Annotated in this window: 19 protein-coding genes and 1 pseudogene; 11 read left to right on the top strand and 9 right to left on the bottom strand. The window is 67.8% G+C overall.

Annotated features, from left to right (window positions below; all coding sequences use genetic code 11):
- Positions 1-32 precede the first annotated feature (32 nt).
- Positions 33-578, top strand: a complete 546-nt coding sequence (locus ACYX7E_RS07170) for a UPF0149 family protein (protein ID WP_462079890.1) — start codon at positions 33-35, stop codon at positions 576-578.
- Positions 579-594: 16 nt separating this feature from the next.
- Positions 595-1,926 carry an aminopeptidase P N-terminal domain-containing protein gene (locus tag ACYX7E_RS07175; RefSeq protein ID WP_462079891.1) on the top strand — a complete coding sequence of 444 codons (1,332 nt, stop codon included), beginning with the start codon at positions 595-597 and terminating at the stop codon, positions 1,924-1,926.
- A 52-nt stretch (positions 1,927-1,978) separates the two neighbouring features.
- On the opposite strand, the gene pepQ is transcribed toward ACYX7E_RS07175, so the two are convergent.
- From pepQ to rph, 7 genes are all read right to left on the bottom strand, one after another.
- Positions 1,979-3,310 carry a Xaa-Pro dipeptidase gene (gene pepQ / locus ACYX7E_RS07180; protein ID WP_462079892.1) on the bottom strand — a complete coding sequence of 444 codons (1,332 nt, stop codon included), beginning with the start codon at positions 3,308-3,310 and terminating at the stop codon, positions 1,979-1,981.
- Between the two features lie 62 nt (positions 3,311-3,372).
- Entirely contained in the window at positions 3,373-3,723 is a 351-nt protein-coding gene (locus tag ACYX7E_RS07185) for a PilZ domain-containing protein (protein WP_462079893.1), read from the bottom strand.
- Positions 3,723-6,239: a DUF1631 family protein gene (locus ACYX7E_RS07190; RefSeq protein ID WP_462079894.1), complete on the bottom strand. Its 2,517-nt coding sequence runs from the start codon at positions 6,237-6,239 to the stop codon at positions 3,723-3,725. Before ACYX7E_RS07190 ends, ACYX7E_RS07185 begins: the two co-directional genes overlap by 1 nt.
- A gap of 121 nt (positions 6,240-6,360) precedes the next feature.
- The gene (gene hemW, locus ACYX7E_RS07195; RefSeq protein WP_462079895.1) at positions 6,361-7,524 is read right to left on the bottom strand and encodes a radical SAM family heme chaperone HemW; all 1,164 of its coding nucleotides are present in this window, start codon (positions 7,522-7,524) and stop codon (positions 6,361-6,363) included.
- Between the two features lie 326 nt (positions 7,525-7,850).
- A complete protein-coding gene (rdgB, locus tag ACYX7E_RS07200) occupies positions 7,851-8,489 on the bottom strand; it encodes an RdgB/HAM1 family non-canonical purine NTP pyrophosphatase (RefSeq protein WP_462079896.1) in 639 nt (212 codons plus the stop codon).
- Positions 8,486-8,890 (bottom strand): VOC family protein, encoded by a 405-nt coding sequence (locus ACYX7E_RS07205; protein WP_462079897.1) that lies wholly within the window; start codon positions 8,888-8,890, stop codon positions 8,486-8,488. The genes rdgB and ACYX7E_RS07205 overlap by 4 nt, the downstream gene beginning before the upstream one ends.
- Positions 8,887-9,615, bottom strand: a complete 729-nt coding sequence (rph, locus tag ACYX7E_RS07210) for a ribonuclease PH (RefSeq protein WP_462079898.1) — start codon at positions 9,613-9,615, stop codon at positions 8,887-8,889. Before rph ends, ACYX7E_RS07205 begins: the two co-directional genes overlap by 4 nt.
- 70 nt (positions 9,616-9,685) lie before the next feature.
- Between rph and ACYX7E_RS07215 the strand changes: the two genes are divergently transcribed.
- From ACYX7E_RS07215 to ACYX7E_RS07255, 9 genes and pseudogenes are all read left to right on the top strand, one after another.
- Positions 9,686-10,546: a YicC/YloC family endoribonuclease gene (locus tag ACYX7E_RS07215; RefSeq protein WP_462079899.1), complete on the top strand. Its 861-nt coding sequence runs from the start codon at positions 9,686-9,688 to the stop codon at positions 10,544-10,546.
- A 162-nt stretch (positions 10,547-10,708) separates the two neighbouring features.
- Entirely contained in the window at positions 10,709-11,323 is a 615-nt protein-coding gene (gmk, locus tag ACYX7E_RS07220; RefSeq protein WP_462080242.1) for a guanylate kinase, read from the top strand.
- A gap of 359 nt (positions 11,324-11,682) precedes the next feature.
- Complete coding sequence (rpoZ, locus tag ACYX7E_RS07225; RefSeq protein ID WP_462079900.1) at positions 11,683-11,985, top strand: DNA-directed RNA polymerase subunit omega; 303 nt, start codon at positions 11,683-11,685, stop codon at positions 11,983-11,985.
- 236 nt (positions 11,986-12,221) lie between these two features.
- Positions 12,222-14,423: a RelA/SpoT family protein gene (locus ACYX7E_RS07230; protein ID WP_462079901.1), complete on the top strand. Its 2,202-nt coding sequence runs from the start codon at positions 12,222-12,224 to the stop codon at positions 14,421-14,423.
- A 221-nt stretch (positions 14,424-14,644) separates the two neighbouring features.
- Positions 14,645-15,028 carry a RidA family protein gene (locus tag ACYX7E_RS07235; RefSeq protein ID WP_462079902.1) on the top strand — a complete coding sequence of 128 codons (384 nt, stop codon included), beginning with the start codon at positions 14,645-14,647 and terminating at the stop codon, positions 15,026-15,028.
- A 7-nt stretch (positions 15,029-15,035) separates the two neighbouring features.
- Positions 15,036-17,141 (top strand): annotated as a pseudogene (gene recG / locus ACYX7E_RS07240) (ATP-dependent DNA helicase RecG); the annotation flags it as partial.
- Positions 17,142-17,204: 63 nt separating this feature from the next.
- Positions 17,205-18,149: a nucleoside hydrolase gene (locus ACYX7E_RS07245; protein WP_462079903.1), complete on the top strand. Its 945-nt coding sequence runs from the start codon at positions 17,205-17,207 to the stop codon at positions 18,147-18,149.
- A gap of 73 nt (positions 18,150-18,222) precedes the next feature.
- A complete protein-coding gene (locus ACYX7E_RS07250) occupies positions 18,223-18,471 on the top strand; it encodes a type B 50S ribosomal protein L31 (RefSeq protein ID WP_462079904.1) in 249 nt (82 codons plus the stop codon).
- 271 nt (positions 18,472-18,742) lie between these two features.
- Positions 18,743-20,056: a citrate synthase gene (locus ACYX7E_RS07255; RefSeq protein WP_462079905.1), complete on the top strand. Its 1,314-nt coding sequence runs from the start codon at positions 18,743-18,745 to the stop codon at positions 20,054-20,056.
- A gap of 169 nt (positions 20,057-20,225) precedes the next feature.
- Here the strand turns inward: ACYX7E_RS07255 and ACYX7E_RS07260 are convergent, their stop codons facing one another.
- Together ACYX7E_RS07260 and ACYX7E_RS07265 are read right to left on the bottom strand one after the other, a co-directional pair.
- A complete protein-coding gene (locus ACYX7E_RS07260; protein WP_462079906.1) occupies positions 20,226-20,870 on the bottom strand; it encodes a hypothetical protein in 645 nt (214 codons plus the stop codon).
- A gap of 458 nt (positions 20,871-21,328) precedes the next feature.
- Positions 21,329-23,836, bottom strand: coding sequence for a penicillin-binding protein 1A (locus tag ACYX7E_RS07265; RefSeq protein ID WP_462079907.1), 2,508 nt, complete (start codon positions 23,834-23,836; stop codon positions 21,329-21,331).
- Positions 23,837-23,986 lie beyond the last annotated feature (150 nt).

Genomic DNA, 23,986 nt, shown 5'->3' on the forward strand with positions numbered 1-23,986 from the left:
CTTGTGGGCGGTCCCTTTTCCCGCAGATGCCCGTGTCCGAAGCCCTTCCGCTGTTGTCCGATGTCGATGCCGAATGCCAACGCCTCCAACTCGGCATGGAGGCCAGTGAGCTGCATGGTGGCCTCAGTGGCTGGCTGGCCGGAGGCGGCGACGACCGGCGCCAGTGGCTGGCCGCGGTGCTGGCCGACGACAGCCTGCCGGTCGTGACCGAGGACAGCGTGCTGGACCAGTTGTGCGTGGCCACGGCCGGGCAACTGGCGGACGAGGATTTCGGCTTCTCGCTGCTGCTGCCCGATGAGGATGCGTCGCTGTACGAGCGTAGCGAAGCGCTGTTCGCGTGGTGCCGCGGCTTTGTCGGCGCGTTCGGCCTGGCGGCCGGCGGCGAGCCGCCGTTGTCGGAGGAGGGTCTGGAGGCGCTGGCCGACCTGGTCAAGCTCGGTGCCGGCACGGCGCAGCCGGGTGGCGACGACGAGGACGAGGCGGCGTTCGCGGAGATCGAGGAGTTCGTCCGCGTCGCGGCGCTGCTGCTGTACGGCGACTGCGTCGCGGGGCCCAGCCATCGCCGGCGCCTGAACTGACGTGGTCCGGACCGACATGGGCCCGCAGACCGGCACCTCGCGGCAGGGCCATGCGCGCCGCCGGCAGCAGTTGATGCGGATGGCCGGTGAGGACGCGATCGTCGTCGTGCCGTCGGCGCCCGAGCGCATCCGTAGCCACGACACCCATTACCCGTATCGCCAGGATTCCGATCTCTGGTACCTGTCGGGTTTCCTCGAGCCGGACGCCGTGCTGGTCCTGGTGCCGGGACGCAAGCATGGCGAGGCGCTGCTGTTCTGCCGGGAGCGCGATCCCGAGCGCGAAGCCTGGGATGGCCCGCGCACCGGCCCGGAGGGCGCGGTCGACGACTACGGCATGGACGATGCCTATCCGATCGACGATCTCGACGAGATCCTGCCCGGCCTGCTGGAAGGACGGAGCCGCGTCTATTACCACTTCGGGCGCGACACCGATTTCGACCTCAAGCTGATCGGCTGGCTCAACCGTGTGCGCTCGCAGGTGCGCATGGGGGCGCAGCCGCCGCACGAGTTCCTGGAGCTGGGGCATCTGCTCGACGAGATGCGGCTGTTCAAGTCGCGCGACGAGTTGAAGCTGATGCAGCGTGCCGCCGACATCAGCGTGCTGGCGCACGAGGCGGCGATGCGGGCGGCGCGGCCTGGGATCCACGAATACCAGTTGCAGGCCGAGTTGGAGTACGTGTTCCGCCGCCACGACGCGGTGCCGGCCTACGAGAGCATCGTCGGTGCGGGCGCCAACGCCTGCGTGCTGCACTACCGCGCCAATGCCGCGACCGCGCGCGATGGCGACCTGGTGCTGATCGATGCCGGTGCCGAGCATCGCGGCTATGCGTCCGACATTACCCGCACGTTCCCGGCCAACGGCCGCTTCACGCCTGCGCAGCGCGCGCTGTATGACCTGGTCGGCGCCGCGCATGCCGCTGCGCTGGCGCTGGCGCGTCCGGGCATCGCCTACGAAGCCGGCCACCATGTGGCCGTGGAAACCCTGACCGATGGCCTGCTGTCGTTGGGGCTGCTGAAGGGCAAGCTGCGCAAGAACATCGACGATGGCAGCTACAAGCGCTTCTATCGCCACAAGACCGGGCACTGGCTGGGCCTGGACGTGCACGACGTCGGCGACTACCGCATCGACGGCGAGTCACGCCTGCTGGAACCGGGCATGGTGTTCACCATCGAGCCCGGTCTTTACGTGTCGCCGGACGACACCAGCGTCGATGCGAAATGGCGTGGCATCGGCATCCGTACCGAAGATGATGTGGCGATCACCAGGGATGGCCACCACGTGCTGACCGGCAAGCTCGCGCGCAGTGCGGACGAGATCGAAGCGTTGATGGCGCAGCCTGTGCGTTGATTGCTGCGCGGTGGCCTGCGCGGCAAGGCGCGCGCAGGTGCTGGCTTGCGGCTCAGTGCTCCGCGAACGCCTCGCGCGTCAGGTTGATCGCGTCGCTGCCGGTGCAGACCACGTTGTCCTCGATGCGGATGCCGCCGTAGCGGCGGAACGCGTCGACGCGGTTCCAGTCGACGCTGTCGGCATGCGCGCCGGCCTGCAGGTCTTCGAGCAGCATGTCGACGAAATAGAGCCCGGGTTCGATCGTCACCACCATGCCCGGTTCCAGCACGCGGGTCAGGCGCAGGTAGGGATGGCCATCGGGCTTGGCGATCGTGCCGCCGCTGTCGGATGCGGCGAAGCCGGCGACGTCGTGCACCTGCAGGCCGATGCCATGGCCCAGGCCATGCGGGAAGAACGTGCTGCTGACACCGGTCTCGACCGCGGTGTCGGGCGAGACCTTGAGGATGCCGACATCACGGAGGATCTCCGACAGCGCGAGATGCGCGTCGAGGTGCAGCTGCCTGTAGTCCGTACCGGCCTGGACCTGTGCGCACATGCGTTGCTGCGCGGCGTCGACGGCATCGATCATCGCCTGGAATTCGCCGGAGGTATCGCTGGCATAGGTGCGCGTGATGTCGCAGGCGTAACCGCCGTGGCTGGCGCCGGCGTCGATCAGGAAGCTGTGCGCAGGAACGGGCGGGACGCGACCCAGTTCGGTGTAGTGCAGCACCGCGCCATGTTCGTTGAGCGCAACGATATTGCCGTACGGCAGTTCATTGGCATCCTGGCCGGCCGCCTGGCAGTAGGCCAGGTGGATGCCGAACTCGCTGGCGCCGGCACGGAACGCGCGTTCCGCAGCCCGGTGCGCGCGGATGCCGCGACGCGATGCTTCGCGAATCATCTCGATTTCGTAAGGCGTCTTGAAGGCGCGGTGATAGTCCAGGTAGTCCAGCACCGGGCGCGGGTTGTTGGGCTTGAACGCGCCGTAGTTACCGAGGGCGCTGAGGTCTTCGCCCAGAATCGCGCAACGCGAGGCATTGCCCGGCAGGTGCTGGGTGGCGTCTTCTGGTTTGCGGATCACCACGATGTCGAACTGGTCGACCCACCATCCGCTGGGCGTCTCGGGAACGACATGCCAGTAGTCGCGCGGCTGCAGGTAGATCAGTTTGGGTTTGCGGCCGGGAGTGACGACCAGCCATGAGCCGGGATTGCGCGTCAGCGGCAACCAGGCCTTGAAGTGCGGGTTGACCGCATACGGATAGTCGCGGTCGTCAAAGACCTGGTAATGCAGGGTGCCGCTGGGCACGACCAGGTGGTCGAGTCCGCCGCGCTCGAGCGCGGTAGCGGTGCGTGCGAGCAGGGTCGCGACATGGTCGGCGTAGAGATTGGCTGCGGCGAGGGACATCGGCGATGCACCAGTGCTGAAAACGGCATTCTGCCGCAATCGCGGCAGGCCTGCCGCCGCGCCTACTCGTACTGGCTGCCGGGCGCGTCGATCCAGGCGCGCAGGCGCTCGGCGTCGCCGTCGGTCTTGGCGATGAAGCGGAAGCCGGCCCAGGCCCGCCCCGGGGCGTTGGCGTGCTCCAGCCACAGCAGGTGTGCGCCGACATCGATGGCGCGCTCCTCGGCGACCTCATCGGACAGCGTGAACCTGATCTGGTACAGCGCGTCTTCGACCAGCGGCTGGCTGGCGATCAGCAGCATGCCGGTCTCCGACAGGTTGCCCACGCGACCGAGCACGCGCTCGGTCATGGTGTCGGTGACCAGGATCGTGTCGAGGGCCTTGCGGCGGCGTGCGCGCCGGAATTCCTGGATCATCACGCGTTCTCCTGTGCCGTGCCGCTGCTGCCGCTGCCGCCGGTATCGCTGCGGCCGGCGAAGCTGCGCAGGGCGTTCATCGTGGCCTGCCAGGCGCGATCGACGAGGCGGCCGCGATCGGCATTGACGATGCGCGCCTGGCCGGCCGCCATCATCCGCGCCAGGGTGTCGAGCGAATATTCGCCGGCGCGCTGGCCGCGCTGATTCAGGAACAGCGCGTTGCCCGTGATCGGACTGAACCACGACAACCGGCGACGGACCACGTCGCCGCGTTCGGTGGTCACGAACTCGATCCAGATGCCGAACGGCGAGACCCGCAACTGGTCGTAACGCGCCTGTTCCTCGGGTGTCCTCGGCGGCAACCGGGGCCTGGCCTTGGCGGCGTCCTCGCCCAGGCGCGTGCGCGTCTTGAGCTTCATCGCCAGCTCGGTGCGCGAGGCCGGGTCGTTGTCGTCGTCGATCTTGTTGCTGGTCAGTCGCTGGGCGATGACGGTCGCTTCTTCGCCGTGGTAGCCGACCAGCGCCAGCGAGGCCTCGACGTGGGCCTGCAGCGCCGGATCATCGCCGGGCTCGTCGCGCGCGCAGGTTGCGACGATGCGGCGGGTGGCGTCGAGCTGCTTGTTCCATTCCTCGGAGCTTTCGTCGTGACGCAGCAGGGTCAGCGTCAGGACGTCGGCCCAGGCCTGGTTGAGCAGGGCGCGGGTGAACTTGGGAAGGCGGGTCTCGCCGACGACCGCGTCCACGACCTCGCTGGCGCGCAGCTTGGCGATCTCGAGTTTTTCACGGCCCTTCGCGGCCTCGGTATGGCGCTTCTCGAGCAGTTCGGCCTTGCGGACCTGGTCGGCCAGGTGCTTCTGCAGCAGTGCGTTGCCATCGGAAAAGACCTTGGCATCGCCCTCGTAATGTTCGATGACGTATTCGACGGCCTTCTGCAGCGGGACCAGCAATTGCGGATCGAAATCGGCATCGTCGAGCCAGCGCGCGGCGTTTTCGGCCACGGTGTTCAACAGCTGGCGCGCCGGATGGCGCTGGCGGACGAAGAACGACTGGTCCTTCAGCGCCGCGCGCAGCAGCGGCACCTGCAGCCGCTTGACCAGTCCGGCCGCGGGCATGTCGACGCGGATCTCTTCTTCGAGATTGGCGTACAGCATCGACAGCAGTTCGAACGTGTCGCTGTCCTGCTGGCTCAGGTTGGCGCCATGGCCCATCTGCTGGCGCGCCTGCGCCAGCAGGACCTGCTTGACGTCGGTCAGCGTCTGCGGCGTGCCCGGCGTGCCGGCCGGCTGCGCCTGCAGGCTGCCCAGCGCCTTCAGCAGTTCGACCGTCGGCAGCGGCTGTGGCGGGGCCTGAGTGTTGCCGACACGCAGCTTGTCGAGCAGGTCGCGTCGGCCCGACAGCAGGTGCTGCAGTGTCTCGATTGCCGCGAGTTCGTTCTGGTCGATGCCCTGGATGGGTTCGCCCATCCAGGCCGTGTGTGGTCGGTTCGGCTCCTGTCCCCAGGCATCTGCCGACGCCGGGAAGGACGCGCCCGGCGGCAGCAGGCCTTCGTGTTCGCCCAGGCGCTTGGCGATGCCAAGGCCACGACCCAGGGGACCGCCGGGCCGGCCGGTGCGGGCGCCTGTCGGCGCGTCGCCGGAGGCGTCTTCATCTGCTCCGTTGGCTGCTGTGGATGCGTCGTTGTCGAGTTCGCCGCCGCCACTTTCCTGGCCGCCCGCAGTGCGTGCCGCTGGGCGTGAACCGACTGCGCGTGCGCCGGCGCTGCTGGCGTCGCGTCCGGCATCGTCCGGTGCGATCGCCGTGGGGCGCAGGCGCAACGGCACGTAGGTCAGCCCCGGCAGGATGCCGGTCGCCGCCAGGCGCTGGTCCAGCCGTTCCAGCGTGCTGGCGTAGTTGGCCATGACGATCCGGTCGAAGATCCCGTACAGCAGCAGGCGCGATTCGTACTCCAGTTCAAGCGCGTTGGCGGCCATGCGGATCGAGCGGCACAGCGCCTGCGGGCCCAGCGGAATGCGTTCGGACTCCAGGCCGGGCGATTCGGCGAGCACCCCGAAGCGCTGGCCGAGCAGGTGCAGCGCGAGCTTTGCGCGCCCTTCCTGGCGGCTGCCGATCTCGCGCAGGATCATGCCCTCGTCGACGACCGAGGTCTCGACGAGGCTGAGGTTGCTGAAGTTCAGCGATTTGGTCTCGACCACGACCGCGGCTGCCGGTGCGCTGCGGATGCCGGCCAGGCCGGCTTCGAGCGAGAGCATGAAGTGCGGGACCAGGTCGGCGCGACTGAGCCGGAAGGTGCGCAGGGTCTGCATGTAGCCGGACTGCAAGACCTGGCTGCCGGCCTGGCCGGCCAGCCGGAACAGCTCCTGCTCGAACTCGGCCAGCAGCAGGCCCAGCGGGGTGTCGAGTTCCTCGTACACCATCGACAGGGCGATCTCGAGCGTCTTGCGCACGCGCTCGGGCAGATCGGCGCTGGCAAGCGAACGTGGCGCCGGATTCTGACCTGTGGTGTCTTGCGTCGACATCCGAACATCCATGGAAACGTGCTCTTCAATTCTTAACACGAGCGGGAGGCTTCGGCCAGCCCGGGCGACGGTTTTTGTGAATGGGTTGGGGATGCGTCGGGGCTGGCCCGATCGTCCAGCCCTACGCGTCCAGAAACAGGCTGATCACATCGTTGCCGAAGCGCCGGCCGAGCGCAGTGGGGCGGATCCAGTCGCTGCCGACCTCCAGCCAGCCCTTGGCCTGCGCGATGGCCAGTGGTCCGGCGATCGCCTGCAGCGGCAGGCCGCAGCGACGTTCGAAGTCCGACGGGTCAAAGCCATCGACCAGGCGCAGCGCGTTGAGCATGAACTCGAATGGCAGGCGGCTGGCGGGGATGCGCTCGTCGCCGCCGATCGCGGCAGCGCTGCCGGCAGCGGCCAGCCAGGCGGTCGGGTGCTTGTGTTTCCAGCGTCGCAGCACCGCCTGTTCGCTGCCCAGGGTCAGCTTGCCGTGCGCGCCTGCACCGATGCCGAGGTAGTCGCCGAAGCGCCAGTAGTTGAGGTTGTGCGCGCACTGCCGGCCCTCGCGTGCGTACGCCGAGACTTCGTACTGGGCATAGCCGGCATCGGCCAGTCGCGACTGGCAGTGCTCCTGCATGTCCCAGGCGCGGTCTTCGTCGGGGATGTCCTGCGGGGGCCTGGCGGCGAACACGGTGTTGGGCTCGAGCGTGAGCTGGTAGTGCGAGATATGCGCAGGTTGCAGCGCGAGTGCGTGCTCGACATCGGCGATCGCCATGGCCAGGTCCTGGCCGGGCAGGGCGTACATCAGGTCGAGGTTGAGGTTGTCCAGGCCCGCGTCCTGCGCAAGACGGACTGCCGCCACCGCCTGGCCGCTGTCGTGGATACGGCCGAGTCGCTGCAGGCAGCCGTCGTCGAAACTCTGGATGCCGAAGCTGATCCGGTTCACGCCGGCGCGCCGGTAGTCCTCGAAGCGGCCATGCTCGGCGGTACCGGGGTTGGTTTCCAGCGTGATTTCGGCGCCGGGCGCGAAGCGCAGCCGGGCGCTGGCCCCTTGCAGGAAGCGGTCGATGGTGTCGGCCGGGAACAGGCTGGGCGTGCCGCCGCCGAAGAACACCGAATGGATCGTCCGCCCCCAGACCAGCGGCAGGTCGTGGTCCAGGTCCGCCAGCAGCGCATCCACGTAGGCATCGAACGGCAGCGCGCCACGGCCTTCGTGCGAATTGAAATCGCAGTACGGGCATTTGCGTACGCACCAGGGCAGGTGCACGTACAGCGACAGCGTCGGCGGGATCAGGGCGGGAGGCATGGGCGGCAGATCGGAAGGATGGCGACGGGCCTGGACGACAGACTCGATTGGCTGAGGACCTGTTCACGATCTGTCATGAGCGCAGCCAGGTGGCGCGTGGTGTGCATACCAGTGAAGAGCAGGCAGAAAGCGCAGTGTACGTGGAGGTACATGAGCATTTGTGGCCGCCGTCCATGGCGGCCACCCTTCGGGCCAGCGCGATGCGCTGTCAAGAACCGCTCCAGGCGGTTCTTTCGAGCACCGCACGCGTGCCAGATGGCAAGCGCAGCAAGATCGTGAACAGGTTCTCCCCGGTGACCCCGGTGCTGCGCGGGGCCGTCCGGTGGTCAGGGCGACACGGCCTGCAGGCGCTGCTTCAATATCGCCAGCGCCTGGGCGCGATGGCTCAGCGTGTTCTTCAGTTCCGGCGCCATCTGGGCTGCGGTCAGTCCGTGTCGCGGATCCAGGAACAGCGGGTTGTAGCCGAATCCATGATGGCCGAGCGGCGCGTCGGTGATGATGCCCTCCCAACGGCCTTCCGCGATCAGCGGCTGCGGGTCTTCCGGATGCTTGAGCAGCACGATCACCGCATAGAAGCGCGCGCTGCGTCGCGCGGTCGGGATATCGCGCAGGGCCTCGAGTAGCTTGGCGTTGTTGGCGGCATCGTCGGTCGGGCTGCCGGCGTAGCGCGCGCTGTACAGGCCGGGGGCGCCTGCCAGTGCATCGACGATCAGGCCGGAATCGTCGGCGAGCGCCGGCAGGCCGGTGACCGCGCTGGCATGGCGGGCCTTGATCAGCGCGTTCTCGACGAAGGTCAGGCCGGTTTCCGGCACCTCGTCCACGCCCAGGTCGCGTTGCGGCACGATCCGCAACGACAGGTCGGCCAGCATCGCCTGCAGTTCCAGCAGCTTGCCGGCATTGCCGCTGGCCAGTACCAGCGTGTTGGCAGCGAGCGTGTTAGCAGCGCTTGTGGTCGGCACGGTCATCGGCGCGGCTCCAGCAGGTCCCAGGTGTTGCCATAGAGGTCGCGGAATACCGCGACCGTCGCGTAAGGCTCTTCGCGCGGCGTTTCCAGGAACGCGACGCCGCGCGCCTGCATGGCCTTGTGGTCGCGCCAGAAGTCGTCGGTCTCGAGGAAGAAACCGACCCGCCCTCCGGTCTGGTCGCCGATCCGCGCGCGCTGCGCGTCGTTGCTGGCGCGTGCCAGCAACAGCGCCGCCGCGCTGCCATCGCCCGGGCCGACCACGACCCAGCGCTTGTCGGCCTGGTCGCTGCCCACCGTCTGGATGTCATCGATCAGGCGGAAGCCCAGCGCATCGGTGAACCAGGCGATGGCCTCGTCGTAGTCGGCCACGACCATCGTGGTCAGGGCGAGGCGACGTGTCATGCCTGTGCCAGGGCAGCCTGTTGCGCGGCGAACAACGTGGTGATGCCCTGTTCGGCCAGGGCCAGCAACGCATCGAGTTCGTCGCGGCGGAAGGCGTGGCCTTCGGCGGTGCCCTGCAGTTCGATGAAGCCGCCGCCATCGTTCATGACGACGTTCATGTCGGTGTCGCAATCGCTGTCCTCGGCATAGTCGAGGTCGAGCACGGGAACGCCCTTGTAGACGCCGACCGAGACTGCGGCGACCGCGCCGAAGATCGGATTGCGCTTGATCTCACCGCGCTTGGTCAGCCAGTTCACCGCGTCGACCAGGGCGACATAGGCGCCGGTGATCGCGGCGGTACGGGTGCCGCCGTCGGCCTGCAGCACGTCGCAGTCGAGGGTGATCGTGCGTTCGCCGAGCGCGCCGCGATCGACGCAGGCGCGCAGCGTGCGCCCGATCAGGCGCTGGATCTCGAGCGTGCGGCCGCCCTGCTTGCCACGCGAGGCTTCGCGATCGCTGCGTGTGTGGGTGGCGCGCGGCAGCATGCCGTACTCCGCGGTGACCCAGCCTTCGCCCTTGCCGCGCAGGAAGCCGGGGACGCGGTTCTCGACGCTGGCCGTGCACAGCACGCGGGTCTCGCCGAACGCGACGAGGACCGAGCCTTCGGCATGTCGCGTGAAGCCGCGTTCGATGCGGATCTCGCGCAGGTCGTGGGGCGCGCGGCCGCTGGGACGGGCAATGCTCATGCAGGAAAGTCCGGTAAATTCTGGGTCGCTAGATTACCATCGGCAACTTCGCCGCACCGGGACGCCAAAGATGATCCGCAGCATGACCGCATTCGCCTCAGGCGAGCGCAGCACCGGGCACGGCGTGCTGTCGTGCGAACTGCGCGCGGTGAACCACCGCTTCCTGGAGCTGGGCCTGCGCCTGCCCGAAGAGCTGCGTTCGATCGAATCGGCGCTGCGCGAGCGGATTTCGGCGCGGGTCTCGCGCGGCAAGCTGGACCTGAGCCTGCGGCTGAAGGCCGCCGAGGGCGCCGTCAACCTGCATTTGAACCAGCCGCTGCTGGACCAGTTGGGCAGCCTGGCCGGCCAGCTCGACGGGCGGTTCCCGAACCTGCGCATCGAGTTCACCGAACTGCTGCAGTTCCCCGGCGTGCTGCAGGCCACCACCGGCGACCCCACTGCGCTGCAGGCCGATGCGCTGGCGCTGCTGGATGCGGTGGTGTCCGACTTCCTGGGCGCGCGCGAGCGGGAAGGCGCGAACCTGGTCGCCGCGATCCTCGAGCGTGTCGATGGCATCGCCCGAATCGCCGCCGAGGTCGCGACCCTGGTCCCGGCGATCCGTGCCGGCCAGCGCGCCAAACTGGAGTCGCGCCTGGCCGACCTGTCGCAGCCTGCCGATTCCGGCCGCCTGGAGCAGGAACTGGTGCTGTGGCTGCAGAAGCTCGACGTCGACGAGGAGCTCGATCGCCTGGGCAGTCATGTCGACGAGATACGGCGCATCCTCAAGCAGAAGGAGCCGGTCGGTCGCCGCCTGGATTTCCTGCTGCAGGAGTTCAACCGCGAAGCCAACACCCTCGGCTCGAAATCGGTCGACACCCGTACCTCGCAGGCGGCGGTGGAGCTCAAGGTGCTGATCGACCAGATCCGCGAGCAGGTGCAGAACATTGAATAGCGCCGGGGATCGTGCCGGGCTGGGCGCCGGAGCGCGGCTGCAGGCGCGGCGGCCGGCAATGGACCATCCGGGACGCGATAGACTTCCCGCCCTCCGTGGCGTGGCCGCGCTGCGGCGCATCCCGCGTTGTCCACTCCTCATGTCCCGATGCCCGACTCCCTGATGCGCGGAACCCTCTACATCGTCGCCGCGCCGTCCGGGGCCGGGAAGTCCAGCATCGTCAATGCCTGCCTGGCACGCGACCAGGGCATCGCGCTGTCGATCTCGTTCACCTCGCGCGCGGCACGGCCCGGCGAGCGCCATGCCGAGCACTACCACTTCGTCGGCAAGGACGAGTTCCAGCGCATGATCGATGCCGGCGACTTCTTCGAGCACGCGCTGGTGCATGGCGACTGGAAAGGCACCGCCAAGCAGTCGGTGGAGCCGCAACTGGCAGCCGGCAAGGACGTGCTGCTGGAGATCGACTGGCAGGGCGCCCGCCAGGTGCGCGCGCAGGTGCCCGACGCGGTCAGCGTGTTCATCCTGCCGCCGTCGCGCCAGGCCCTGGAAGAGCGCATGCGCAAGCGCGGGCAGGACAGCGAGGCGGTGATCGCCCAGCGGCTGGCCAATGCGCGCGAAGAAATGCTGCATCACGACGAGTTCGACTACGTGATCGTCAACGAGGTTTTCGAGACCGCGGTCGATGAAATGTGCGCGATCTTCATCGCCAGCCGGCTGCGCCGCACCCAGCAGGTGCTGCGGCACGAGGCCCTGATCGAGACCCTGCTGTCGTCCTGAGAACCTGTTCACGATCTTGTTGTGCTTGCCATCTGACGCGCGTGCGGTGCTCGGTTGCTCATGTACCTGCACGTACACTGCGCTTTCTGCCTGCTCTTCACTGGTATGCACGCCACGCGCCACCTAGCCGCGCTCGCGACAGATCGTGAGCAGGTTCTGCTGGCATGCCGTTGCCCGGCGGCCCTGGACGCCGGCGGGAGGGGCTTCTGGTCGTCTTCCGTGTCCGGCCGGCTTTCGGTCCCGAAAGTCGCGTAACTGGCTGAAATATATAGGAAGGCTTGCGGTTGGCCTGCGGCTGGCGTACACTTCGCGACCCTCTTTGTAAACATTCGACGGCCGCCAGGCCGCCGGGAGAAGTCATGGCTCGCATCACCGTGGAAGATTGCCTGGAAGTCGTCGACAACCGTTTCGAGCTGGTCATGATGGCCGCCAAGCGCGCGCGCCAGCTGGCCAATGGCGTCGAACCGCAGCTTGACAACAGCGAGAACGACGACAAGCCGACCGTCATGGCGCTGCGCGAAATCGCCGCCCGTCGCATCGACCAGCCGTACATCGACGCCGTCGACAAGTCCGAGCGCGAGCGCAAGGAGCGCGAGGCGCTGGAATGGGCCGCCGCGGAAGTGGTCGCCGACGACGACCTGTCCAAGGGCGACGACCTGTAAGGCATCGCCGCGCGCCCGCCTGCAGGCCCGCATCCTGGCGGCGCACGCGTGTTGCCCGTTGTGTCCACTGAAGGCCCCGCCCTGGCGGGGCCTTCGGCGTTATCGTCCCTGCGCTGGCCCATCCGCGGAAGTTTCTGGCCGCTCCGCGCAGGTGTCGCGGATCCGCCTGTACAGCGGCGGCCATACCGCGACCGTGCTACTCCCAATTCAGCGCTTTTCCGCTTAGGCTCCCGGTCATGACACCCGGCACGCCAGCCCCCATCAACAGCGCTTCGCCCGACAGCAGCCTGTCCGACCTCGCCACACCTGCACGCGATGCGGTGCCCGACTACGTGGGCGACCTGCTCGACGCCACCGGCTATCTGTCCGAGGACCAGCGCAGCCTGCTTCGCCGCGCCTGGGCGGTCGGTGCGGCGGCGCATGTCGGCCAGACCCGCAAGTCCGGCGAGCCCTACATCACCCACCCGGTGGCCGTGGCGCGGGTGCTGGCCGAGCAGAAGGTCGACATCGAGACGCTGGTCGCCGCGATCCTGCACGACACCATCGAAGACACCCCGCTGACGCGCGAACAGCTCGCGTCGGAGTTCGGCGAAACCGTGGCCGAACTGGTCGACGGCGTGACCAAGCTCGACAAGCTGAACTTCGGCAGCCGCCAGGAGGCGGCCGCCGAGAGCTTCCGCAAGATGATGCTGGCGATGGCGCGCGACCTGCGCGTGATCCTGATCAAGCTCGCCGACCGCCTGCACAACATGCGCACGCTGGGCGCGCAGCCGGGGCCGTCGCGCACGCGCATCGCGCGCGAGACGCTGGAGGTCTATGCGCCGATCGCGCAGCGTCTGGGCATGAACAAGATCAAGGCCGAGCTGCAGGACCTGGGCTTCCATGCCCTGCATCCGCTGCGCCACCTGATCCTGGACAAGCACATCCGCAACCAGCCGCTGCTGCGGCGCGAGGCCTTGTCGAAGATCGAGGCGCAACTGGCGCAGAGGCTTGCCAACGAGGGGCTTCGCTATCGCCTGGTCGGCCGGGTCAAGTCGCCGTGGAGCATCTACAGCAAGATGCGTGCGGAAGGCAAAACCTTCGCCCAGGTCATGGACGTGTTCGGGTTCCGCATCGTCGTCGACTCGACCGCCAACTGTTACCACGCGCTCGGCGTGGCGCATTCGGTCTATAAGCCGCTCGATGGCCGCTTCCGCGATTTCATCGCGATCCCCAAGGCCAACGGCTACCAGTCGCTGCACACGGTGCTGTTCGGGCCTTATGGCTCGCCGATCGAAGTGCAGATCCGCACCGAGGAGATGGACCTGATCGCCGAGCGCGGCATCGCCGCGCATTGGGCCTACAAGCACGGCAGCGTTCCCAGCGGTGCGCAGGCGCGCGCGCATTCGTGGATCGCCAACCTGCTGGAGTCGCAGCGTGCGACCGGCTCGTCGCTGGAGTTTCTGGAAAACGTCAAGGTCGACCTGTTTCCCGACGAGGTCTACCTGTTCTCGCCCAAGGGCGACATCCTGTCGCTGCCGCGCAATTCGACCACGCTCGACTTCGCGTATGCGGTGCATACCGATGTCGGCAACCAGGCCGTGGCCGCGCGCGTGGACAAGAAGCTGGTGCCGCTGCGGACCAAGCTGGTCAGCGGGCAGACGGTGGAGATCGTCACCGCAAAGTCGTCATTGCCCAAGCCGCAGTGGCTGGAATACGTGGTCACCGGCAAGGCGCGCACCGCGATCCGTGGGCAGCTCAAGCAGCTCGAGCACGAGGATGCGGTGCAGCTCGGGCACCGGATGCTCGATCGCGCGCTGGAAGATCTGGGCACGTCGCTCGATCGCCTGCCGCAGCAGCGGCTGGGCGAGTTCCTCGGCGAGCTGCGTTACCCGCGGCTGGAATCCCTGCTGGAAGACATCGCGCTGGGCAATCGCATGCCGTCGCAGGTCGCGACCGCGCTGGCACAGCGGGAGTCGGGCATGCAGTTGGGCGCCGACGGCATGCCGCGCCGCCATGGCGACAAGATCCTGATCACCGGCAACGAGCGTGGCGTGGTCAGTTTCGCCAAGGGCTGCATGCCGATTCCGGGCGACGAGATCATGGGGTACCACACGGCCGGCAAGGGCATCGTGGTGCACCGGATGGATTGTCCGAACGTACCCGAATACCGGCGCTCGCCGGAGCGCTGGGTCGCGATCGACTGGGACCGCGAAGTCAGTGGCGACTTCCCGGCCGCGTTGCGCATCGAGGCCGAGAACCGGCCGGGCGTGTTGGCGCAGATCGCCGCGGCGATCGCGAAGGCCGAATCCAATATCGAGGCCGTCGAATACCTGGAACGCGACAGCAACGTGGCCGCGATCCGTTTCTCGATCGAGGTCAAGAGCCGCAAGCATCTTGCCGAAGTGATCCGTCGCACCCGCCGCCTGCACGTGGTGCATGGCGTGCAGCGGTTGTAGCCCGGGCGCCAGCCACCGTCATCTCGTATCCAAAGGCCGTGCGCCGCAGCCCCGTCCCCGCCGACCCGGTCCGCGTGCGAACGTTTAGAATTGCACCGTCGCGGGCCGCTGGTTCCAGCCCGTCGCCTGTCCGAGCCACCTGTCCTGGAGCCCCGTTGCCGCGATGCCTGCCGCGACGCCCGGACCGATATCCCCCATCGCCGTTTTCCCGGAGTCCGACCATGCCCCGCCAGATCATCCACACCGAGCAAGCCCCCGCAGCGATCGGCCCGTACTCGCAGGCCGTGCGCAGCGGCAACCTGGTGTTCCTGTCGGGCCAGATCCCGCTGGATCCGGCGACCGGCAATGTGGTCGAGGGCGGTATCGAGGCGCAGGCGCGGCGCGCGTTCGACAACCTGAAGGCAGTCGTCGATGCCGCCGGCGGCAATCTCGATGGCGTGATCCGCCTGGGGCTGTACCTGACGGACCTGGGCCAGTTCGCCGCCGTCAACACGGTGATGAGCGAATATTTCACTGCACCGTATCCGGCGCGCTCGACGATCGAAGTGTCGGCATTGCCGCGCGGCGTGCTGTTCGAGGTCGACGCGATCGTCGCGCTCGACTGATCGCTTCCCGCGCATGGCTCGACAGCCGCCCGCGTTGACCGCAACCGGTGGCAAGCCGCTTGCGTCGTTGGCGGGTGTCGGGCCGAAGCTGGCCGCCAAGCTCGCCGAGCGCGGCCTGCTGACGCTGCAGGACCTGTGGCTGCACCTGCCTCGGCAGTACGAGGACCGCACCGCGCTGGTGCCGATCCGCTTGTTGCAGCCGGGGATCGCCGCACAGGTCGAAGGCCGCGTCGAGGCCGTCGAACGCGGCTTCCGCTATCGGCCGATGTTGCGGGTGGCGATCGGCGATGGGTCGCGCGCGACGCTGGTGCTGCGGTTCTTCCATTTCCGTGCCGCGCAGGTCGCGCAGTTCAGCGTCGGCGCGCGCGTGCGCTGCTATGGCACGCCACGGCCAGGCCAGCACGCGCTGGAGATCGTGCATCCCAGTTACAGCATCCTCGACGACGAGGATGAGGTCGGGCTTGGCGATGCGCTCGACCCGGTGTATCCGGCGATCGAAGGCGTGGGACCGGTCATGCTGCGCAAGCTGGTCGGGCAGGCACTGGCGCAACTGCCCGAAGGCGATGCGCTGGAGTTGCTGCCGCCGGCATTGCTGGCACAACAACAACTGCCGCGACTGCGTTCGGCGCTGCTGACGATGCATCGCCCGGCACGCGACGACGACGTGCCGGCGCTGCTGGCCGGCACGCATCCGGCCCAGCGCAGGCTGGCGCTGGAAGAACTGCTGGCGCATCACCTGAGCTTGCGGCGGCAGCGGATCGCCTTGCAGTCGCATGGCGCGGCGCCGCTGTCGGGGCGTCGCCTGGTGGCTGCGTTCCGCAATCGCCTGCCGTTCGCGTTGACCGGGGCGCAGCAGCGCGTGTATGCCGAGATCGCGCGCGACCTCGCGGCCAGCAAACCGATGCTGCGGCTGGTGCAGGGCGATGTCGGCAGCGGCAAGACCGTAGTCGCGGCAATGGCGGCGCTGCTGGCGATCGATGCTGGCAAGCAGGCCGCCTTGATGGCACCGACCGAACTGCTGGCCGAGCAGCACCTGGCCAACCTGGGCGCTTGGCTGGAACCGCTGGGCGTGCGCGTGGCTTGGCTGGCGGGCAAGGTCACCGGTCGCGCGCGCGCTGCGGTGCTGGCCGCGGTCGCCAGTGGTGAGGCGCAACTGGTGGTCGGCACGCATGCCTTGATGCAGCAGGGCGTGGCCTTCCATGACCTGGCGATCGCGATCGTCGACGAGCAGCATCGCTTCGGCGTGCACCAGCGCCTCGCGTTGCGTGACAAGGGTGCCGGCGATGGCGTGGTGCCGCATCAACTGGTAATGACCGCGACGCCGATCCCGCGCACGCTCGCGATGGCCGCCTATGCCGATCTCGACGTTTCTGCCATCGATGAGCTGCCGCCGGGACGCACGCCGGTGCAGACCGTGGTGTTGAGCGCCGAACGCCGGCCCGAACTGATCGAGCGGATCCGCGTGGCCTGCGCGGAGGGGCGGCAGGCCTATTGGGTCTGCACGATCATCGATGAATCCGACGAGGTCGTCGCGCAGGCCGCGCAGACGACCTGGGAACAGCTGTCTGCGGCCTTGCCGGACGTGCGCGTCGGCTTCGTGCATGGGCGGATGAAGAGTGCGGCCAAGCAGGACACCATGCGCGCGTTCAAGCAGGGCGAACTGGACCTGCTGGTGGCGACCACCGTCATCGAAGTCGGTGTCGACGTGCCCAATGCCTCGCTGATGATCATCGAGAACGCCGAGCGGCTGGGCCTGGCCCAGTTGCACCAGTTGCGCGGCCGTGTCGGTCGCGGCAGTGCGGCCTCCAGTTGCGTGCTGCTGTACCAGGCGCCGCTGTCGCAACTTGCGCGGCAACGCCTGGACACGATGCGCCAGACCAATGACGGCTTCCTGATTGCCGAGAAGGATCTGGCGCTGCGCGGACCGGGCGAACTGCTGGGGACCCGGCAGACCGGCATCGCCGATTTCCGCGTCGCCGACCTGGTGCGCGATGCCGACCTGCTGCCGCTGGTGCACAGCATCGGTGAGCAGTTGATGGCCACGTCTCCGGCCATCGCCGATGCGCTGGTCGAACGCTGGATCGGCGGAGCGGCCCGTTACGCGGCTGCCTGACCGGCTTTGCGTCGCGCGCGGTCGATGCCAGACTGTCCGGCCTTCCAGGCGACGATCCTCCCGATGAGCGAAAAGATTCCGCTGCTGATCGATACCGATCCCGGTGTCGACGATGCGCTTGCGCTGCTGATGGCGTTCAACGACAGCGCCCATGAGGTCGTCGCGCTGACGGTGACCGCCGGCAATGTCGGCCTGCGGCATACCGTCGCCAATGCCTTGAAGCTGTGCGACATCGTCGGCCGCGACGACGTGCCGGTGCATGCGGGTTGTGCGCAGCCGTTGCTGTTCGCGTCGCCGAACGCCGCCAACGTGCATGGGCAGGATGGGTTCGGCGACGTCGGCTACACGCCGGCGCAGCGCGAGGCCGACGCCGAGCATGCGGCGCTGGCGATCCTGCGGTTGTCGCACCAGCATGCCGGTCGCCTGCTGCTGGTCGCGTTGGGTCCGCTGACCAATATCGCGCTGGCCTTGAAGCTCGACCCCACGCTGCCGGAGCGGATCGGACGGTTCGTGGTCATGGGCGGCGCGGTGACGGCGCACGGCAACATCACGCCGGCCGCCGAGTTCAACGTCTATTTCGACCCCGAGGCCGCGCGGATCGTCTTCGAGGGGTTTCCGAAGATCGAGCTGTCGGACTGGGAAGCGACCGTCGCCCACGGCCTCGCGCATGCCGACGTGGATGCCTGGCTGGGCGTGCCCGGGCCGCGGGCCGCGTTCTACGACGCGATCTCGCGCAAGACCCGGGCCTGGTCGGCCGGCCTGCGTGGCGACCGCTGGCATTCCGCCGACGCCCTGGCGATGGCCTGGGCGCTGCATCCCGACGCCGCCATCGACGTTCAGGAACGGCCGGTCGAGGTCGTCACCGAGGGCGGCGCGGCGCGTGGTGCCACGATCGTCGACTGGCGTCGGCAGACCGGGCGCCCCGACAACGCCCGGATCCTGATCGCCTACCCGCAGGCGCGGTTCGAGGCCCTGATCCGGGGCGCGCTGGAGGCGGGGCAGGGATGACTTGGGATGACTTGCGTCGAGGGGGGAAGATCGCTAAAATGCCGCTCTTCCCTTGCGCAACTTGGTGCCCGCCATGAAGGCCGACATCCACCCCGATTACCGTGACGTCGTCTTCCAGGACGTGACTTCCGATTTTCGTTTCCTGACCCGTTCCACGCTGGCCGCCTCCTCCAAGGAGAAGATCAAGTGGGAAGACGGTAACGAATACCCGCTGATCAAGATCGAAGTGTCTTCGGCCACGCATCCGTTCTATACCGGCCAGAACAAGGTCATGGACACCAGCGGTCGTATCGACAAGTTCAAGCGTCGCTACACGAAGTAAGCGGTCACCCGCTTCGCTTTAGTTCTGTCGTCACGGCCGCCTCGCGCGGCCGTTGTCGTTTGCGTGCCCTGGTGCCGTCGCCGCGGATGTCGACGACGATTGCGCGCCGGCGCGTTCGTCGGGCTGACGTCACGCTGGCGACATCCGGGAAACGCATTGTTCCAGATGCCGGGCCCTACCAAAGTCAGGCCCGGCGCCCCAGTCCTGCTGTGCAATAATTGCTGCGTCGCGGCATCGCCCGCGTCCCAAAGACATCATCTGGCGACCCAACATGGCGCCGGGCGACCAGAGGAGTGCATCAGTGTCTGATCAGATCGTGTTGAACGCAGGCGACAAGTCGGTCGAACTGCCGATTATCAAGCCGACCTTGGGCAACGCCACCGTCGATATCGCGCGTCTGCCGAAGGAAACGGGGTTGTTCACCTACGATCCCGGCTTCACCGCGACCGCGGCGTGCAAGTCGGCCATCACCTATATCGACGGCGACGCCGGCGTGCTGCTGTATCGCGGCTATCCGATCGAGCAGTTGGCCAAGCAGTCGAACTTCCTCGAAGTCGCCTATCTGCTGATGAATGGCGAGCTGCCGAGCAAGGACGAATTCGCCAAGTTCGACCATGAGGTCGCGCATCACACGATGATGCATGAGTCGCTGAAGAACTTCCTCAACGGCTTCCATTACGACGCGCACCCGATGGCGATGCTGGCCGCGAGCGTCGCCTCGCTGTCGGCCTTCTACCACGACACGCTCGATCTTGAGGATCCGGAGCAGCGCCGCCTGGCCGCGATCCGCCTGATCGCCAAGGTGCCGACGCTGGCCGCGGCCGCATACCGCTATTCGATCGGCTGGCCGATCCGCTACCCGCGCAACAACCTCGAATACGTCGACCGCTTCCTGCACATGATGTTCGAAGTGCCGAGCGAGCCGCTGGAAATGAACCCGGTCGTGCAGAAGGCGCTGGATCTGCTGTTCATCCTGCATGCCGACCACGAGCAGAACGCGTCGACCTCGACGGTCCGCCTGGTCGGTTCGACCGGTGCCAATCCGTATGCCTCGGTCGCCGCCGGCATCACCGCGCTGTGGGGCCCCGCGCACGGCGGCGCCAACGAGGCGGTGCTGAAGATGCTCGAAGAGATCGGCACGCCCGACAACGTCGAGTCCGCGATCGCCAAGGCCAAGGACAAGAACTCGGGCTTCCGCCTGATGGGCTTCGGCCACCGCGTGTACAAGAACTTCGATCCGCGCGCCAAGATCATCCGCGAGATGACCCACGAGGTGCTCGGCGAGCTCGGCGTCAACGATCCGCTGCTGGAAGTGGCGATGAAGCTCGAAGAGGCGGCGTTGAAGGATGAGTATTTCATCCAGCGCAAGCTCTACCCGAACGTCGATTTCTACAGCGGCATCATCTACAAGGCGCTGAAGATCCCGACCAGCATGTTCACGGTGATGTTCGCGATCGGCCGCACCGCGGGCTGGGTTGCGCACTGGCTGGAGCAGCAGGTGGATCCGGAGGCCAAGATCGGCCGACCGCGCCAGATCTATACCGGCTACGACACCCGCGACTACGTGTCCAAGGACAAGCGCTGACGCGGCGCTTGCCGGGCCGCGTCGGCGAATCGCCGGCTTGCGGCCCTGGCGGCTTCCTGGCGCGGATGCCAGCGAAGGTCCTGATCAGAGAAGGACATGACCAGAAGATCCTGATCGAAGCGCCCCGCCTTGCGGGGCGTTTTCGTGTCTGGCGTGCGACCGCGCAGGTTCAGCCGGCCTCGTAACCGTCGATCTCCTGCTGCACCAACATCTGCTGCAGTTGCGACGCCGACGCGCGCTTCATCGGCTTCTCGTCGATGCCTGACAGCGGCGCCTGGCGCAGGGCGTCGGCCGGCAGCACGGTCAGGTCGAACGCCAGGTCCTCGGCGCTGAACACCCAGACCGGAAACTCACCGCCACGGCTGCGGTCCAGGCGCACGTGCCGGCTGCGGCTTTCCGCGGGGATGCGGGCATCGTCGAGGAAATGCGAGACCGCCTCGGGGTCGTCGCTGAACAGGTGCAGCAGCACCGGCGAGCGGCTGTCCGCGGTGCCGTCGAGCACCGGCCCGACAAGACGCGGATCGAACGGGGCGAAGAAGGTCATTGCACGCAACGCGGCTTCGCGGCGTTGGCGCAGGGCTGCGGCGTGGCTGTCGCCGACGAACAGACGCTGGTACTCGCGCAGCGCATCCTCGATCTCGCGATTGCGCGGCAGCGAGGCGTCGTCGTGGATGCCGAGCCGGTCGGCGGCCTTGAGCTTGGCCTGGTGGTAGTCGCGGATGCCGCCCTCGGCCATCAGCCTGGCGGCTTCGTGCGCGAGTCGATGACGGCGTTCCCGGGTGCGTGTTTCGGCGTGCTGGCGCGCGTGGTGCATGGCCATCCCCCTGTGGACTCGCGCCGACTGTAGCGCATCCCCGCGAAGGAAACGTTGCAGTCGCGGACGGCTGTCGGCAGGGTCGCGAGGCAGGGACCGCGAGGGCGCTGGACGGGTGTCGGCCAAGCCCTGCGGACGGCTGTCTGCGGACTGGGTTGTCGGTATGGCCCAGTGCGCCAGGTGGGACGGAGGCATGGCCCGCGCGCCCAGAGCGCGGGAACCGCCACGTCGATGGCCCAGGGCCTGACGACTCAGAACCTGTTCACGATCTGTCGCGAGCGCAGCCAGGTGGCGCGTGGTGTGCATGCCAGTGAAGAGCAGGCAGAAAGCGCAGTGTACGTGCGGGTACATGAGCATTTGTGGCCAGCGCGATGCGCTGTCAAGAACCGCTCCAGGCGGTTCTTTCGAGCACCGCACGCGCGCCAGATGGCAAGCGCAGCAGGATCGTGAGCAGGTTCTCAGAAGATGTCGAACGACTCTTCGCTGGGCAGGTCTTCGAAGTGCATCTCGATCTCGGTTTCCATGCGCTCGAGATCCTCGGCTTTCACGTATTCGATGATGCCGCCCTCCGACGATGTCGGCAGCAGGCGTCCGCCTGCGGTCACCGCGACGCGGATCATGCCCTCGGGCGGCTCGTTGCTTGCGATCGGCACGTCCTTGAGCGCCACGCGCATGTAGTCGATCCAGATCGGCAGTGCGGCCTTGCCGCCATATTCGCGATAACCGAGCGAACGGTTGTCGTCGCGGCCGACCCAGACCGAGGTCACCAGGTTGCCGCCAAAGCCCGAGAACCAGGCGTCGCGGTGGTCGTTGGTGGAGCCGGTCTTGCCGCCGACGTCGGCGCGTCCCAGCGCCTTGGCCTGCGCACCGGTGCCGCGCTGGACCACGTCGCGCATCATCGAGACCAGCTGATAGGCCACGCGGGCGTCGATCGCACGCGGTGCCAGCACGGCGTCCGTGGGCAGGGCCGGCGGCGCTGCTTCCGGCTTGGCTTCGGTGGTTGCCGGGCGCGCCGGTGCCGAGGGGCCGAGGTCGAAGCCGTCGACGACGTTGGCGGCGGCCTGTGGCCGGCCATCGGCGCCCATTCCGCAGCTGCGGCAGGCGATCGCCGGATTTTCCTTGAAGATCACGGTGCCGTTGCGGTCCTTGACCTCGTCGATGAACCACGGGGTGATCCGGAAGCCGCCATTGGAGAACACCGCATACCCACGCGCGACGTCCAGCGGCGCCAGCGACGGCGTGCCCAGCGAGATCGACAGGTTGGGCGGCAGTTCTTCTTCCTTGAAGCCGAAGTGGCTGATGTAGCGGCGCGCGTAGTCGACGCCGATCGCGTCCAGCAGGCGCACCGAGACGAGGTTGCGCGACTGGACCAGTGCTTCGCGGATGCGCATCGGCCCGGCGAAGTTGCCGCTGTCGTTCTGCGGGCGCCATTCCTGGCCACGCCGCATCTTGAAGACCACCGGGGCGTCGAGCACGATCGAGGCCGGGTTGAAGCCCTTCTCGAACGCCGCCGCGTAGATGAACGGCTTGAAGCTCGAGCCGGGCTGGCGACGCGACTGGGTCGCGCGGTTGAACTTGCTGCCGGCAAAGCTGAAGCCACCGATCAGTGCCTTCAGTGCGCCGGTGTCGGGTTCCAGCGACACCAGCGTGGCCTGGCCGCGCGGGATCTGGTCGAGCTGCCAGCTGATGGTCGGTGCCGGCACCGGCGTCGCAGGGTCTGCGTTGGCGGCGACCTTGGCCGCCGTCTCGATGCGGCGCACGCGGGTCACGTCTCCGCGCTTGAGCAGGGCGGCGGGGTTGCGGCCGGTCCAGCGGCTGGCGGCGGCGTCGAGCGTGATCGTGGTGCCATCGGCCAGTGCGACATCGGCGGTGTTGTCGCCCGAGCGCAGCACGATCGCAGGCAGCAGGCCGGACTGTGCCGGGATCGCGCGCAGCCGGGCGCCCGCGGTCGCGGCATCCTCGCCGGCGGCCAGCTCGAAGGTCTGCTCGACCTTGGTCCAGCCGTGGCGGTGGTCGTACAGGCTCAGTCCGGTGCGCACCGACTGGTCGGCCGCGGCCTGCATCACCGGGTCGATCGTGGTGGTGACGTGGTAGCCCTTGGTCAGGACTTCGCCGCCGAAGCGGGCGATCATTTCCTGGCGGACCATCTCGGCGACATAAGGGGCGTAGACCTCGACCGGGCGCTCATGCGGCTTGGCGTGCATCGGGGTCGCCTGCGCCTGCGCGGCCTCGGCGGGGCTGATGAAGCCCAGCTCCTTCATCCGAGCCAGCACGTAGACGTCGCGGCGTTCCTTGGCGCGGACGGGGTTGCTCAGCGGGTTGCCGCTGGACGGGAACTTGGGGATCGCCGCCAGCGAGGCCATCTCGTCCAGGTCCAGCTGGTCCAGCGACTTGCCGTAGTAGAACTCGGCCGCAGCGGCGACACCATAGGCGCGGTTGCCGAAGAAACTCTTGTTCAGGTAGAGCTCGAAGATCTCGTCCTTGCTGAGCTCGCGCTCCATCTTCATCGCCAGCAGCATTTCGGCGAACTTGCGGGTGTAGCTGTACTCCGAGCTCAGGAAGAACTGGCGCGCGACCTGCTGGGTGATCGTCGAGCCGCCGGCGACGCGACGGCCGTCCTCGTTGGTCAGCACCTGCCAGACCGCGCGGGCAACGCCCTTGTAGTCGACGCCGTGGTGCTCGTAGAAGCGGGCATCCTCGGTGGCGATGAAGGCCTGGCGCAGCCGTTCAGGGACCTGGTCGATGCTGATCGGGTAACGCCGGGTCTCGCCGAACAGGGCCATCAGGCGGCCATCGTTGGCATAGACGTAAAGCGGCTCCTGCAGCTCGATCTCGCGCAGGGTCTGGACGTCGGGGAGCTTCGCCGACACGGTCGTGTACAGCACCGCGAACGCCGCGCCGCCGGCCAGGGCGAGGGCGAAGAAGACGAGCAGGGTCCAGCGCAGCAGGCGGCGAAAACGTGACATCGAACAAGCTTCCTGTTCCGGGGCACGGAGGAGGGGAAGGGCAGTATAGAGGAGCGTCCCCGGCACGCCCGAGCCGCGGTTTGGGGGGGCGCCCACGGATCGAGACGGTTCAGGTGATAATGCGCGCGGCTCGGGATCGGTGCGGGCTGT

It is taken from the genome of Luteimonas sp. RIT-PG2_3 (genome assembly GCF_054902115.1).

Coding starts and splice junctions, on each gene's coding strand:
- ACYX7E_RS07175 (WP_462079891.1), top strand. CDS start 595: ATGGGCCCGCAGACCGGCACCTCGCGGCAGGGCCATGCGCGCCGCCGG.
- pepQ (WP_462079892.1), bottom strand. CDS start 3,310: ATGTCCCTCGCCGCAGCCAATCTCTACGCCGACCATGTCGCGACCCTG.
- ACYX7E_RS07185 (WP_462079893.1), bottom strand. CDS start 3,723: ATGATCCAGGAATTCCGGCGCGCACGCCGCCGCAAGGCCCTCGACACG.
- ACYX7E_RS07190 (WP_462079894.1), bottom strand. CDS start 6,239: ATGTCGACGCAAGACACCACAGGTCAGAATCCGGCGCCACGTTCGCTT.
- hemW (WP_462079895.1), bottom strand. CDS start 7,524: ATGCCTCCCGCCCTGATCCCGCCGACGCTGTCGCTGTACGTGCACCTG.
- rdgB (WP_462079896.1), bottom strand. CDS start 8,489: ATGACCGTGCCGACCACAAGCGCTGCTAACACGCTCGCTGCCAACACG.
- ACYX7E_RS07205 (WP_462079897.1), bottom strand. CDS start 8,890: ATGACACGTCGCCTCGCCCTGACCACGATGGTCGTGGCCGACTACGAC.
- rph (WP_462079898.1), bottom strand. CDS start 9,615: ATGAGCATTGCCCGTCCCAGCGGCCGCGCGCCCCACGACCTGCGCGAG.
- ACYX7E_RS07215 (WP_462079899.1), top strand. CDS start 9,686: ATGATCCGCAGCATGACCGCATTCGCCTCAGGCGAGCGCAGCACCGGG.
- gmk (WP_462080242.1), top strand. CDS start 10,709: ATGCGCGGAACCCTCTACATCGTCGCCGCGCCGTCCGGGGCCGGGAAG.
- rpoZ (WP_462079900.1), top strand. CDS start 11,683: ATGGCTCGCATCACCGTGGAAGATTGCCTGGAAGTCGTCGACAACCGT.
- ACYX7E_RS07230 (WP_462079901.1), top strand. CDS start 12,222: ATGACACCCGGCACGCCAGCCCCCATCAACAGCGCTTCGCCCGACAGC.
- ACYX7E_RS07235 (WP_462079902.1), top strand. CDS start 14,645: ATGCCCCGCCAGATCATCCACACCGAGCAAGCCCCCGCAGCGATCGGC.
- ACYX7E_RS07245 (WP_462079903.1), top strand. CDS start 17,205: ATGAGCGAAAAGATTCCGCTGCTGATCGATACCGATCCCGGTGTCGAC.
- ACYX7E_RS07250 (WP_462079904.1), top strand. CDS start 18,223: ATGAAGGCCGACATCCACCCCGATTACCGTGACGTCGTCTTCCAGGAC.
- ACYX7E_RS07255 (WP_462079905.1), top strand. CDS start 18,743: ATGGCGCCGGGCGACCAGAGGAGTGCATCAGTGTCTGATCAGATCGTG.
- ACYX7E_RS07260 (WP_462079906.1), bottom strand. CDS start 20,870: ATGCACCACGCGCGCCAGCACGCCGAAACACGCACCCGGGAACGCCGT.
- ACYX7E_RS07265 (WP_462079907.1), bottom strand. CDS start 23,836: ATGTCACGTTTTCGCCGCCTGCTGCGCTGGACCCTGCTCGTCTTCTTC.